Raw genomic sequence first — 14,301 nt, forward strand, 5'->3', positions numbered from 1 at the left:
TTACTGAGTGTGCTTAACACGCAATACCGCAACCGCTGCAAGTACAAACGACACAGCGCCCAGTACTAATGCGTAAATAGGTTGGTTTTCAAAAAAGTGGCGTAATATTAATCCCAGTACGCTGGCGGCTAATAATTGTGGGATCACAATGAAAAAGTTGAAAATGCCCATGTAAACGCCCATTTTATGGCTCGGTACTGAAGTACTTAACATTGCATAAGGCAGTGATAAAATGGACGCCCACGCAAAGCCTACGCCTATCATTGGCCAAATAAGTAAACTTGGATCTTTTATAAACATAAAGCTCGCTAGGCCCAACGCACCTATAATAAGGTTAAGTGCATGTGCTACTTTTAATCCCACGCGTTTAACGATGATCGGGATACATAAAGCAGCAATCGCGGCAAAGCCGTTGTAAGCGGCGAATAATATACCCACCCAATCCGCACCGTTGTTGTAGGCTAACGAGCTGGTATCTGTACTACCGTAATGAAAGCTAGTAACCGCTGAGGTGCTGTAAATCCACATAGCAAATAACGCAAACCAACTAAAAAATTGTACCCATGCCAATTGCTTCATCGCCTCAGGCATAGTGAATACATCATTCACTACATTATAAAAACCGCCGCTAGTGTGCTGTTTAGCTTTTAATGCCGCTGCAATAAATTGAATAACACCAAAACTAACTAACCCAGCAGCCAGCAAGTAAAGTTCTTTTTCCAGGTCCAGCCCTAATACTGTGGCTAAAACAAGCAAACCTAAGCCGCTAAAAATAACGCCGCCTTTGGTAAAATTAACGCTATTAGTAATATTGGTTTGTGCTGTTTGTGATTCTTGTTGATTAAATTGTGCAAGCTGCTCGGGTGAGTACTCTTTTGTGGTGACAATAGTCCAGCCAACTGCAATAAATAAAATAACCCCACCAAAGTAAAACGAATACTTTACAGAATCAGGAATTTGACCAATCGGTGCAGTATTAGCAATATCAAACCAGTTGGTCATCATCCAAGGGAGTGCTGATGCAACCACCGCTCCCACACCAATAAAAAAGCTTTGCATGGCATAGCCTGTGGCGCGCTGCTTGTTTGGCAAGTTGTCGCCTACTAATGCACGAAACGGTTCCATGGTAACGTTAATTGAGGCATCCATAATCCACAGCATACCCGCAGCAATCCAAAGCGTAGGAGAATTTGGCATAATAAAAAGCGATAACGTGGTTAATATAGCGCCGTATAAAAAGAAAGGACGACGGCGGCCTAATTTGCCCCAAGTTTTATCACTCCAATAACCAATAATTGGTTGCACAATTAAGCCGGTGAGTGGCGCTGCAACCCATAAAATAGGAATATCGTCGACATTAGCGCCAAGTGTTTGAAAAATTCGGCTTACGTTACCGTTTTGCAGTGCAAAGCCAAATTGAATGCCTAAAAAGCCAAAGCACATATTCCATATTTGCCAAAAGCTTAAGGTTGGTTTGTTATTATAATTCATGATCAGCCTTATTTGTTAAAACGGCACTACTGAGTGCATCAAGGGTCAGCGTAAAGGTTGTACTTTGTTTATCATCGCTCACCAAAATACCGTTATGCGACTCTAGTAGGTCGTATAGCGTGGAGTTTGGTTTGAGCATTGTTGCTTGATTTGGCGTGAGCGTAATAGTGACTGTTTGCGCTTGCTGGCTAAAGTTGCTCAGCACCCATAATGATTGCTGCCCTAGGGTGCGTACAAAACCCACCACTCTATCACTGCCTGTTACCATCAAGGGTGCCATATCACCGGCAACAAGAGCAGGTAAGCCATTAAGTGCCATAATTGCGATATAGTATTGACGTAACTGTGCTTGCTCAGGAGTTAAATTTGCGCCATCAAACTTGCCATTATTCATCCATGCTTGGTGCGCTGGTACGCCAATGTAATCAAAAATACTAGTGCGTGTAGGCGAACCAAAGCCTGCGTTTTCAGATCCATCTTCACCTACGTCTTGACCAAAATAAAGCAAGGTTGGCGAACGACTAATTAAGTTAGAAACCACCATAGCCGGTTTACCCCATGCTGCGTTGCCAGCAAAGTCAGGACTTGCGATACGTTGTTCGTCATGGTTTTCTAAAAAGTGCAGCATGTGCTGCTCAATGTCTGCCACTTCAGCTTGTGCTTTAAATAGCGTATTAGCGGCTTGCTTGCCTTGCATAATCCCTTTTAGGGTGTCGTAAAAACCGACTTTGTCATACAAGTAATCCATTTTACCTTGGTGAATATAGGTACGGTACATCAACGGGTTATATACTTCGGCGAGTAGAAACGCATCAGGTTTATGTGTTTTTATTGATGAATTTAAAAAGCTCCAAAATTCAACGGGTACCATTTCAGCCATATCATAGCGAAAGCCATCAACCCCTTTATCAAGCCAATAAAGGGCAATATTCCTAAATTTATACCAACTATTTGGCAGTTCTTTATCTTGCCAAAATTCATAATGTGCACGGTAATCTTGGTTTTCAAGCGACTTAGGTAAAGTTGGAAAGTCTAGGCTGCCATCGGGTTTAACACCGTAGTTAACTTTTACTGTTTCGTACCAGTCGTTTATATCAGGCTTTGGAGCACGTGCACCATTGCCAGTCCATTTTGCTGGGATTTCATTAAATTGACCATCGGCTAAAGGGTGTTTGTTGCCACCTAACACTTGGTAACTGTCGCTTGTTGGTACTTTAAATGATTCACCCGGTACATAGTAAAAATTATTATTTTTAGCATATGCCTTGCTGGTATCATCGTCCTCACCAAAGTCTTTCACGCCGTTAGGCTTAGCGATTGAGTGATAATCTCGTGCTACATGATTAGGAACAATATCAATAATTACTTTCATGTCATGCTCATGAGTACGCTCAATTAGGGCACTGAACTCTTCGAGTCTATTGGTAACATTGATTGCCAAATCAGGGTTTACATCGTAATAATCTTTTATTGCGTAAGGCGAACCTGCACGCCCTTTTACCACATCAGGATCGTCTTGTTTTATACCGTACTCAGTGTAATCACCCACCAAGGCATGATGCAAAACGCCGGTGTACCACACATGCGTGGTACCTAGCTCTTTAATGCCTTTTAATGCCTCGTCGTTAAAATCAGCAAACTTACCAACGCCATTTTGCTCTTTGGTTCCCCATGGCACATTAGCGGTTTGGGTGTTACCAAATAAACGAGTAAATACTTGATATACCACTGGCTTAACTGGGTCTGTTTGCTTAACTAACAAATCTGTTTTTGTCTCTTTGTCATCACTGCAACCGTGCACCAGCAATGCGCTGCATATAAGCAACGGCGTGTAAAATCTTTTTTTCATTGTGTGTGTCATTTTTATTTCAGTGTTGTTATAGGTTTATACTAAAGCTAAGTAAGGCTTGGTTACAGTTGCTGCATACGTATTCACAGCCATATTCAGTGACAATTAACCCGCAACCAAAACACCATGTCACGCTACTTAGTTTGTTTTTAACTTAGCTAAAAACTCTTTATGAGTAGGTAATTTATCTACCGTTGAATTTATTAGAGTTTTTAACGTTGCGAATAAATCAGTTAGTTGTTCATTGCTTAATGAATCAACAATACTGTTATAGTCATTTGGTATTAGGCCTTGACCTATAAATACTTGCTGCCAAGCTACTTCTGCAAATAACTCGTCGTTTTCGCGCACTACTTTGCCCGTTTGTTTAAATAAATCCATTTTATGCGCTAACGATTGAGGAGTTTCCATTTGCTTACATTGACGCCAAAATGGGGTGTCTTCTCGCTCAGTTAATTTATAGTGCACAATAATGAAGTCACGAATATGCTCGATTTCACTGGTGCTTTGCTTATTAAATTCAGTTACTAACGCATCACTAACCCCATTATGAGGAAACAACTTGATTAAACGTGTGACCGCACTTTGTATTAAGTGAATACTAGTAGACTCTAAGGGCTCTAAAAATCCACTAGAGAGCCCTACTGCGACTACATTTTTATGCCACTGCTTTAAACGACGACCTGTTTTAAATTTAATTAAACGTGGGCTTGTTGTTGGCTCACCCGGTAAGTTATTTAATAAAAGCGCGGTTGCTGACTCATCCGATAAATAACGGCTGCAATACACTAAGCCATTACCTGTTCGATTTTGTAGCGGAATTTGCCACTGCCAGCCTGCGGCATGTGCTATGGAGCGCGTATAGGGCTTTAATTCGTTACTGCCTGTTGATTGCACTGCAACAGCACTATCGCAAGGTAAATAATGTGACCAATCAACAAACCCCGTATTAAGAGTTTGCTCAATTAAAAGTGCGCGCTGGCCAGTACAATCTATAAATAAATCGCCTTGGATTTGGCTATTATCGTCAAGTGTTAAGTTGGTGATATTACCTGTGTCTGGGCATTGCTCAACACGTTCTATTTTTGCATCAATGTGTTTAACGCCGCGTGATAATGCAAGATTTTTTAAATATTCAGCATATAAAGTGGCGTCAAAATGAAAAGCATAACTAAGTCCTGGTAATTGAGTATTAGGAATAGTATTTAGTAGCGTAAATTTGTGCTGTTTAGCGGCTTGATAGTTAAGAGAAAAATCCCATAAAGAATCCTCGCTGCCATTAATGTGTCCTTTTACCCAAAAATTATAAAAGTCACAAAAGGGAAAATCTTTACCAAACGAGCCAAATGCATGCATGTAGCTATGCCCTGGTGTTTTCCAATTTTCGAACTCTATACCCAGTTTAATAGACGCATTGGTGACATTTATAAAATCTTGCTCATTAATACCGAGCGCATTATTAAGCCCAATAATAGGCGGAATGGTCGCTTCACCAACGCCTATAGTACCAATGCTACTTGATTCAATAAGGGTAATGTTAATTACTTTACCTAACACTTTATTAAGTAGTGCTGCGGTTATCCAACCGGCTGTTCCACCGCCTGCAATGACGACATGCTTTATTGGTTTCATATTATTGCTCATGTTCATAAAGGTTGATAAAACTTAGGTAAAGTAGCTATAAAAAAGCCCTTGTAAAACTAATTACAAGGGCTTCTTAATACAAAACTTATTATAGCTTGTAGCTTACACCGAGTAAGTAAGTACGGCCATAATCTTGGTAGTCACGCACTTGCAGCGCATTATCGCCCTGCAATGATGTAAACGCTTCTTCGGTAATGTTTTGAATTTGGAACGTCATTGATAAGTTCTCAAAACCAGCAATACCAGAGTCAGCAAAGTCATAGCCTACTTGCGCATCCCAAATAGTCTCGCCAAGTATATCAACTTGTTGTGTTGCAAAACCTGAACCGTAGATATCACCTTTAAAATCACTACGTTTACGCATACTGGTACGTGCTTGGAAACCATTGCGTTCGAAGTATACAGTTAGGCTATCAATTTTATCTGACAAACCTGGTAGTTCGTAATCGTTTCCGTTTTGATCTTGCAAGTCTTGCTCAACGCTAGTGTGGCTCGCAATTAAACCAAAACCTTCTAACGACTCATGTAATACACTGAACGGGAATGATAATGAAAGCTCATAGCCCCATAAACTTCCGTCGCCACCATTCACTTTACTTGAACGAGTAGCTGTATTTCTGTCTGCTGGAGGCAACTCGCCGGTTGCAGGGTCTTCTTTACCTGTTACATCAACATCGTAACGCTCATCAAAAATCCATTGGTCAATGTCTTTATAAAATAACGCTGCTGAAAAGTAACCTTCTGCATCAAAGTAGTTTTCGTATGTTAAATCAAAGCCTGTTGCTTCTTTTGGTTCAAGCTCTGCATTACCACCAGAAATAGACCAGTAGTTACCATTTTCGTCTGGCTTTTCGCTGTTGTAACTTGTTTCAATCGATGCATGCATTTCATCAAGGCGAGCACGAGAAATTGTTTTAGCCGCACCAAAACGAATTGTTTGCTCTTGGTCAATTGCAAAAGATAAGTTTAAGCTTGGTAATACATTTGAATAGTCGTGGCTAATATCAGTAGGTGATGCAACAACTAAACCATTAATATTTGATGCCTCAAAGCCTTGTGATGACTGCTCAGTGCGTACATAACGTATACCTACATTACCTGTTACCGGTATGCCACCAATTTCAGCGTTAATGTCTGCTTGAATAAATGCAGCGGTAACTTCTTCTTGAACTGTCCACGAACGGGTTAAGTGTTTTTGATCCGTTAAGCTTTCTTGCAGTAGATCGTAATAACCATCATTTACTAGGCCGTTAGTGTCATAAGCAATCATGTCACCCATGCCAATAAAGTCTAAACTTGCCGAACCTAAACGGTATTGCTCTGGTACTGATACCATGCCTGGATTATCTAAAGAGAAATCTTTTAAAGTCATGAAATAGCCTTCAGACTGTTTTACTTTCTCACGGTCGCGGTAAGATAAACCAAAATTAATACGGCTAAAGTATTCGTTTTCAAGTACTTTACTGGCCGCTAACTTAAGCGTTGAAAGCTCATCGCTAATCTCTGGTGCATTAATAAAGCCATCTTGTGCGGTATTTTGATAAGCCGTGTCATTTAAGCCGTACTTGTTATTTAACGCAGCACTGCCACCCCAAGATAACGGGCCACCTAACTGAATTAAGTCGTAGTCGCTGTAATCAAGCTCATGAGTAAACTGTGCACCCGTATTTCCACCATCAAATGCATACCCTATGTTATCAGCAATACCGTTTGCATCGCCACGGCCAGTACCTGAATAACTTTCAATACTCCAAATAGTACGATCTACTTTTGAGCGGCTTGCATCAAACTCAACTGACCAATCATCGTTAATATCGTATTTTGCATTAAAACCAAATTGTGTGAGCTCTGCTTTTCGCTCTTCGTAGTCATTTCGTACAACAACGCGTTGCCCTTCAGTGACTGCACTGGTAATAAAGCCAGACTGTTCATCTACAGTAACACTATTTGGGTCGATGCTACCTTGACCCCAGGCGAAAGGAACTTCAATACCACGTAAGATTTTTTCATCATTAAAATCTACATATAGCGCATCAAACGTCATGTTTAAACGATCATTTGGTGCAGCTTCCACTACTAGCATCGCTGAATCACGTTCAAGTGTTGATGAGCGTACGAAAGGTTTAGCGCCGCCTAAAATTGAATAGTTTTGGCCATCATTCCCTGTAAACTCAGGGTAACCCCAAGAATTCCAGCGTTTTTCTTGGTTTGGAGAACTCATTGTGTTGTAAGCAAATGCTACACCTATAGTGTCATCTGCAAACTGGTCTATGTATGAAACGGTGCCACGAAAGCCTTTGTCATCGCCATCCGGGTTTAGTTTATCAAAGCTAGTTTGCTCATACTGACCATTAAACATGATCACTTGTTCACCTTTACTTAAAGGCTTTACCGTTTGCATGTCGATAACACCAGCAATACCTTCAGCTTCAATGCTAGCACTTGGCGTTTTATAAACAGTAACACCGCTCATTATTTCTGATGGGTAAAGGTCAAACTCAACACCACGGTTGTCACCAATAGATACCTGCTCACGGCCATTAAATGTTGTTGCGCTTTCGTTTTCGCTAAAACCACGAACACTTACACGGCTAGCACGACCATCAAGACGCTGGGCTGTTAAACCTGGTAAACGTGCGATTGACTCTGCAATAGATGAGTCTGGAAGTTTACCAATGTCTTCTGCAGAAATTGACTCAACAACCTGTGTTGAAAAACGCTTAGTATTAATTGATTCAACAACACTACCGCGAAAACCTTTTACTTCGATGATTTCTACATCATCATTTTTTATTGTTTCTTCTTGTGCCGCGGTGGTGGCAAAGCTTGATAGTCCGGCAGCAGTTAATGCTAGCGTTAATATACTTGGTTTGAACATAGCCATAATGTTTTCCCGTTACCCATAATGTGATACCCGCTTACTTGTTTAAGTGATAGTTAAACATGCGAGCTTATTTTGTTGTCAGGATGAATATTAACGCTCGTATTATTTTATTAACAACTTTATGCATACGTATTCAAAATAGCATTACACAGCCAAAGTTAACATTAAATTTACAACCAAACATGTAAGCAACTGTTTTGCAATGGATTATTTTGGTGCAATTATACTTTATGAGCTTGACGTTAACCTGTATTTATTTTTTTATGAAATAAGCCATTCATAAAACGACAACAAAGTGATTTTATTTTTTAATTTATTATTAAACACACTATCTATTCAAATTAAATTGGTAAGACCAATACTAAAAAACACCAACTCAGTGCACACCTTTGTTTTTACGCACCTACATGGCGCAAACAATAAATTAACAACTCAATATTAGAATTGGTAAAGTAAAATAAGAATAATCAACGACCCAAAACGCTTGCCTTAATGATTTGTACATCTTGTTTTAATGCCTTGAAATAGGTGCATACGTATGCAGGATTTTTACAGCATGACAGGCTTCAAGTATGCTTTTTCAAATAAACGAGGATTATTACCTCTAAAAAAGAACAACACAAAGACAGTGTGAAAACGGAGAAAAGCATGGCCCAAAAGCAATGGTATAAAGGTGCGGTTATTTATCAGGTTTATCCGCGTAGCTTTCAAGATAGCAACAACGATGGCATTGGTGATTTAAAAGGAATAATAAATCGTATTGATTACATTAAAAGCTTAGAGGTAGATGCTATTTGGATCTCACCTTTCTTTAAATCGCCTATGAAAGATTTTGGTTATGATATTAGTGACTACCGTGATATTGACCCGCTTTTTGGTAATTTAGCTGATTTTGATGAGTTAATTGCACAAGCACATCAACGCGACATTAAAATTATTATTGACCAAGTGCTAAGCCACACCTCAGATCAACATCAATGGTTTATTGATAGCCGTGAAGACTTAACTAACGACAAAGCCGACTGGTATGTATGGGCCGATGCTAAAGAAGATGGCACAGCACCTAATAATTGGTTGTCTATTTTTGGTGGTGGTGCATGGCAATGGGAGCCGCGTCGTGGACAATACTACTTGCATAACTTTTTTACTGAACAGCCTGATCTTAACTTTCATAACCCTGATGTTCGTCAAGCTGTACTCGATAATGTTGAATTCTGGCTTAAAAAAGGCGTGGATGGCTTTAGGTTAGACGCAATTAACTTTTGCTACCATGACGCTTTGCTTCGTGATAACCCAGCTAAACCAAAAGAAAAACGTCAAGGCCGTGGCTTTAGCGAAGATAATCCGTATGCATTTCAGTACCATTACTACAATAATACCCAGCCTGAAAACATAGAGTTTATGCGTGATATTCGTACTTTACTCAACAAGTACCCTGGTACCGTATCACTGGGTGAAATTTCATCTGAAGATTCATTAGCCACAATGGCAGAATACACCCAAGGTGGCGATAAACTGCACATGGGTTACAGCTTTGAGTTATTAACGGATGATTACTCGAGCGAGTATATAAGAAACACCGTTACTACACTTGAGCAACGCATGACTGAAGGCTGGCCTTGCTGGGCATTTAGCAACCATGACGTAGAACGTGTTGCTAGCCGTTGGAGTGAAACGGGAGAGGTAAACCCAGCGCAATGTAAAATGTTGACTGCCCTACTCGCTTCACTTCGTGGCAGCGTATGTATGTATCAAGGTGAAGAACTCGGACTCGGTGAAGCCAGCGTCGCTTTTGAAGATTTACAAGACCCATACGGCATAACTTTTTGGCCAAACTTTAAAGGTCGTGATGGCTGTCGTACCCCAATGCCTTGGGAGAACCTAGATAACTCACAAAGCAATGCACACAATGCAGGATTTAGTGAGGTAAAACCGTGGTTACCTGTTGATCAACAACACAGGCTACAAGCAGTTGCTGAACAAGAGAATGATGCAAACTCAATATTAAATGCGTACCGTGAATTTATGGCCTGGCGTAAAGACCAGCCGGTACTGCTTGAAGGTGATATTGAGTTTATACAAACCGCCGAGCCAATTTTGGCGTTTTACCGCACATTAAACGAAGAAAAGATGTTGTGTGTATTCAATTTAAGCGGGGCAAAAGCAGAGCTTGCTATTGCTATTGATATTGTTGTTGAAAAAGAGCATAACACGCTTTCTCATCACAATGCACAGCTTAACAATGCAACACTAACTATTGAACCTTTTGGCTGCTACTACGCCCGCTGCAGTTAATTGTTAGCATTTATACGTAAAAAACCCGAGCATTGCTCGGGTTTTTTATAACAAATTTTTAGTGGTTAATTGTTTTACTATTTAAATAATCAGTAAAAGCAAATAGTACACCTGATACCACAAACGTTACGTGGATCAGCACTTTCCAGAGTAGTTCATCATTAGAATGAGACGCAGAACTTATAAAGACCTTTAACAGCTCAACGGCTGAAATGGCCACTATTGCACTGATCAGCTTCATTTTTAAACCAGAAAACCCGACCTTACCCATCCATACTGGGCGGTCTTCATGATTCTCGATATTAAGCTTAGAGACAAAGTTTTCGTAGCCGCTAAAAATAATAATCAACAGCAAACCTGCTAACAAAGCAGTATCAACTAACGTTAATATACCAACCAACAACTCTTGATTACTAGCAGTAAACGTCGCTATCCCCATCAAATATAGCTGTTTAAAAAACTTTATAAGTAATAAAACCACAGCAAATAATAAGCCTACAAAAAATGGAGCGAGTAACCAGCGTCCTTTAAATATAAACGACTCAAGCGCATGCTCTACTTTATGAACAGGATGTATTTTTTTATTTGTATTATTTGTGTGTGGCTCTGACATAAGGGCACCTAAAAATTAAAACGCGACATTAGCTCAAATCTAGCTGTAACACAATCACTTAAAATAAAAGATAGGTACACAATATACTTATCCTGACGATAAAAATATTTCGTTTTCCTTTGTGTGAATTGTGATTAAAAATCAGTTTACCAACAGAGATGTTCTGGCTTGGTTACACTTGTTTTATGCAGACATTATTTGAATGCATAATTCGATTGTTACTCCATTTTTAGGAATAAAAAAATGAATAAAGCATTACTCGCGTTAATCGTTGCACCATTTTTCGTTTTATCAGCTGCAAATGCAGTTGCAAGCGATACTACAGACGCTTCAGCCGAAACGATTCAAGAGTTCACAGAAATGTGTATTAGCTGGGCTAAAGAAGACGACGTAAGCGATGAAGCAATTTATAACTATGTTTTAAAGTGTGTGAATGATGAGCTAACATCTGAAGGCTATAACAAAGTCACTGCTGTTAAGATTTAATGAATAATTGAGCGGTTAAACCTAAATTGGTTACATTTTAACTCTGTAAAATAAAAAATCAGGTTAAAAATGCCATTGCGATAGGTTTGATAATGCAAAAAAAACCGGAACTGTCACAGGCTGTGCGTTCCGGTTTTTATTATTCAAGCGATGAATAATAAATTATTCATCGTCTTTTTTTGGTTTGGCTTTAGCTTTACTTTTAGCTGGTGTTTTTTTAGCTGCAGCTTTCTTTTTAGGCGCAGCTTTTTTCTTAGCCTCTTCTACCCATTTACCACCCTCGTAATGAGCCGTCCAACCAGTGGCTTTACCATCAACCTCAGTCATCACATATTGAACTTTGTTTTTACGACTGTAACGCACAACAGCAAGGTTGCCATCAGGATCTTTGGCTGGTGCATCAGCTAGGTAGTAAAACTTAGGCGAAATACGATCTCTAAAGCGTTGTAACTCTTCTACTTTAGGTGCACGTGTTTCTCGTGATTTAGGGAACGTATTTGCTGCTAAGAAAATACCGGCCGCGCCATCACGTAATACAAAATAGGCTTCAGACTTTTCACATTCTAATTCAGGGATATGAACTGGATCTTCTTTTGGTGGCGCAGCTTCGCCATTTTTTAACAACTTGCGTGTGTTTTTACATTCATCGTTGTTACAACCAAAATACTTACCAAATCGACCTGATTTTAATTCCATATCAGCGCCACATTTATCACATTCGATAATAGGGCCGTCGTAGCCTTTAATTTTAAAGGTACCCTCTTCAACAACATGCCCCTGACATGCTGGGTTATTACCACACACATGCAATTTACGGGTTTCATCGATAAGGTATGAATCCATCGCTGTTTCACAAATTGGACAGCGCTTCATTTGCATTAATGTTTCTGTTTCAACGTCTTCAACATCAGCTGCAACCGCTTCATCACCCGACACTAAATTCATAGTGGTAGTACAGCGCTCTTTAGGTGGCAGGTTATAACCTGTACAGCCTAAGAATACGCCTGTTGAAGCAGTACGAATGCCCATTTTTCTGCCACAGGTTGGACAGTCAATATCGGTTTCTACCATTTGATTAAGACGCATGCCGCCTTCATCTGGTTCGCCTTTAGCAATGTTTAACTGGGTTGAAAAATCGGCATAAAACTTATCAAGAACTTGCGTCCAAACACGCTCGCCTTCGGCGATATCATCTAAACGACCTTCCATTTTAGCGGTAAAGTCAAAGTTCATTAAATCTGTAAAGTTTTCAACTAGGCGATCGGTAACAATTTCACCCATTTTTTCAGCAAAAAAGCGACGATTTTCAACTCGTACATAACCACGATCTTGTATTGTCGAAATAATAGACGCGTAAGTTGAAGGACGGCCAATGCCACGTTTTTCAAGTTCTTTAACTAAGCTCGCTTCACTAAAACGTGCTGGCGGCTTGGTAAAATGCTGCTTAGGATCAAGCTCAACTAAGGTGAGAACTTCACCTTGCTTAACAGCAGGAAGTGATTGATCTTCTTCGTTCTTTTTACGCACTGCTGGCTGTACTTTTGTCCAACCGTCAAAGCGAAGCACACGGCCTTTTGCCTTTAATGTGAAATCATTGGCGGCAACGGTTAATGTGGTTAAGTCGTATTCAGCAGGCACCATTTGACAAGCCACGAACTGACGCCAGATAAGCTCATAAAGCTTTTTAGCATCGGCATCAACACCTTCAACATGCCCTGAAAGTACCGATACGCTAGAAGGACGAATCGCTTCGTGCGCCTCTTGTGCATTGCCTTTTGAGCTATAGTTAATTGGATCAGCAGGTAAATATTTTGCACCAAACTCATTGGTTACATACTCACGACACATCTCAACCGCATCTTTTGATAGATTAGTTGAATCGGTACGCATATAAGTAATGTAACCACCTTCATATAGGCGCTGCGCAAGCATCATGGTCTTTTTAACGCCATAACCGAGTCGAGTACTGGCGGCTTGTTGCATGGTTGAAGTAATAAATGGCGCACTTGGGCGACTCTTACTTGGTTTTTCTTCAACGCTTACAACTTTGTATTCGGCATTCTCAAGGCTTTTAACTGCTGCTGTAGCTTGTGCTTCATTTACAGGCTTAAATGGCTTGTCTGCTTGTTTAGTGACTTCTAAACGTAAGTCAGACTCGCTATTTTTAACGTCTGCATGAATATCCCAAAACTCTTCAGGAATAAATGCTTTAATTTCACGTTCGCGTTCTACCAATAAACGCACTGCAACAGATTGAACTCGTCCTGCAGACAAACCTCGTGCAACTTTAGCCCACAATAAAGGCGAGACCATAAAACCAACAACGCGGTCTAGGAAACGACGAGTCTGCTGTGCAAAAACCATATCGGTGTTCAATTCACCCGGAGTTTCAAACGCTTGTTGTATTGCATTTTTAGTGATTTCGTTAAACACAACGCGTTTATACTTTTCAGGTTCGCCACCAATGATTTCTTGAAGATGCCAAGCAATTGCTTCCCCTTCTCTATCCAAATCCGTTGCGAGATAGATTTGATCAGCATTTTGGGCAAGCTTTTGTAATTCTTGAACAACCTTTTCTTTACCCGGTAATACTTCGTAATGTGGCTCCCACCCTTTTTCAGGATCAATGCCCATACGCGCGACTAAGTTAGAATAGTCACGTTGCTGTTTATACGCTGCTTTCTCATCAGGTGGCATTTTACGAACCTCAGCAGGTGTCTTGCTTGCTGGTACTTTGTTTTTGCCTGATCCTGATGTAGGTAAATCTCGTACGTGCCCAATACTGGACTTCACGATAAAATCATTACCTAAGTATTTATTAATTGTTTTAGCCTTAGCAGGTGACTCTACAATTACTAGCGATTTGCCCATAGTTGCCTATTTCTAACCTAGTTTTTTAAATGTGTTTAGCCGACTCATGCGGCGCGAATATTTATAGGTATATCTACAAACACTAGTTCTTACAAGCTTTTAATACAAACTTTTCAGTATTTACTGAATAAACAAACAATTTCTGTTGTTAATTTAAACAAACCAGCG

Annotated in this window: 8 protein-coding genes; 2 read left to right on the forward strand and 6 right to left on the reverse strand. The window is 40.1% G+C overall.

All coding sequences use genetic code 11. The annotated features are described in order from the left end of the window. The 4 genes from CWB76_RS00195 to CWB76_RS00210 form a co-directional block, all read right to left on the reverse strand. Entirely contained in the window at window positions 1-1,491 is a 1,491-nt protein-coding gene (locus tag CWB76_RS00195) for an MFS transporter (RefSeq protein ID WP_138604858.1), read from the reverse strand. After that, window positions 1,481-3,340, reverse strand: coding sequence for an alpha-amylase family protein (locus CWB76_RS00200; RefSeq protein WP_138604859.1), 1,860 nt, complete (start codon window positions 3,338-3,340; stop codon window positions 1,481-1,483). Before CWB76_RS00200 ends, CWB76_RS00195 begins: the two co-directional genes overlap by 11 nt. A gap of 138 nt (window positions 3,341-3,478) precedes the next feature. Beyond that, window positions 3,479-4,972 (reverse strand): tryptophan halogenase family protein, encoded by a 1,494-nt coding sequence (locus CWB76_RS00205; RefSeq protein ID WP_138604860.1) that lies wholly within the window; start codon window positions 4,970-4,972, stop codon window positions 3,479-3,481. Between the two features lie 100 nt (window positions 4,973-5,072). Beyond that, entirely contained in the window at window positions 5,073-7,868 is a 2,796-nt protein-coding gene (locus CWB76_RS00210; protein ID WP_138604861.1) for a TonB-dependent receptor, read from the reverse strand. Between the two features lie 648 nt (window positions 7,869-8,516). Here CWB76_RS00210 and CWB76_RS00215 point away from each other — a divergent pair. Continuing rightward, on the forward strand, window positions 8,517-10,163 hold the full coding sequence (locus CWB76_RS00215; protein ID WP_138604862.1) for an alpha-glucosidase family protein: 1,647 nt from the start codon (window positions 8,517-8,519) through the stop codon (window positions 10,161-10,163). A 58-nt stretch (window positions 10,164-10,221) separates the two neighbouring features. Here the strand turns inward: CWB76_RS00215 and CWB76_RS00220 are convergent, their stop codons facing one another. Then, complete coding sequence (locus CWB76_RS00220; protein WP_138604863.1) at window positions 10,222-10,776, reverse strand: TIGR00645 family protein; 555 nt, start codon at window positions 10,774-10,776, stop codon at window positions 10,222-10,224. 243 nt (window positions 10,777-11,019) lie between these two features. Here CWB76_RS00220 and CWB76_RS00225 point away from each other — a divergent pair, with 243 nt between their 5' ends. Continuing rightward, window positions 11,020-11,262 carry a hypothetical protein gene (locus tag CWB76_RS00225; protein WP_138604864.1) on the forward strand — a complete coding sequence of 81 codons (243 nt, stop codon included), beginning with the start codon at window positions 11,020-11,022 and terminating at the stop codon, window positions 11,260-11,262. A gap of 162 nt (window positions 11,263-11,424) precedes the next feature. Here CWB76_RS00225 and topA read toward each other — a convergent pair whose 3' ends face one another. Then, window positions 11,425-14,133, reverse strand: a complete 2,709-nt coding sequence (gene topA, locus CWB76_RS00230; protein WP_138604865.1) for a type I DNA topoisomerase — start codon at window positions 14,131-14,133, stop codon at window positions 11,425-11,427. Window positions 14,134-14,301: the final 168 nt, after the last annotated feature.

Source organism: Pseudoalteromonas sp. S1609 (assembly GCF_005887255.1).
Classification (GTDB): domain Bacteria; phylum Pseudomonadota; class Gammaproteobacteria; order Enterobacterales; family Alteromonadaceae; genus Pseudoalteromonas.

What these genes read in the sequence shown, in the direction of transcription:
- CWB76_RS00220 (WP_138604863.1), bottom strand. Translation starts at nt 10,776, where the DNA reads ATGTCAGAGCCACACACAAATAATACAAATAAAAAAATACATCCTGTT.
- CWB76_RS00200 (WP_138604859.1), bottom strand. Translation starts at nt 3,340, where the DNA reads ATGAAAAAAAGATTTTACACGCCGTTGCTTATATGCAGCGCATTGCTG.
- topA (WP_138604865.1), bottom strand. Translation starts at nt 14,133, where the DNA reads ATGGGCAAATCGCTAGTAATTGTAGAGTCACCTGCTAAGGCTAAAACA.
- CWB76_RS00210 (WP_138604861.1), bottom strand. Translation starts at nt 7,868, where the DNA reads ATGGCTATGTTCAAACCAAGTATATTAACGCTAGCATTAACTGCTGCC.
- CWB76_RS00215 (WP_138604862.1), top strand. Translation starts at nt 8,517, where the DNA reads ATGGCCCAAAAGCAATGGTATAAAGGTGCGGTTATTTATCAGGTTTAT.
- CWB76_RS00205 (WP_138604860.1), bottom strand. Translation starts at nt 4,972, where the DNA reads ATGAAACCAATAAAGCATGTCGTCATTGCAGGCGGTGGAACAGCCGGT.
- CWB76_RS00195 (WP_138604858.1), bottom strand. Translation starts at nt 1,491, where the DNA reads ATGAATTATAATAACAAACCAACCTTAAGCTTTTGGCAAATATGGAAT.
- CWB76_RS00225 (WP_138604864.1), top strand. Translation starts at nt 11,020, where the DNA reads ATGAATAAAGCATTACTCGCGTTAATCGTTGCACCATTTTTCGTTTTA.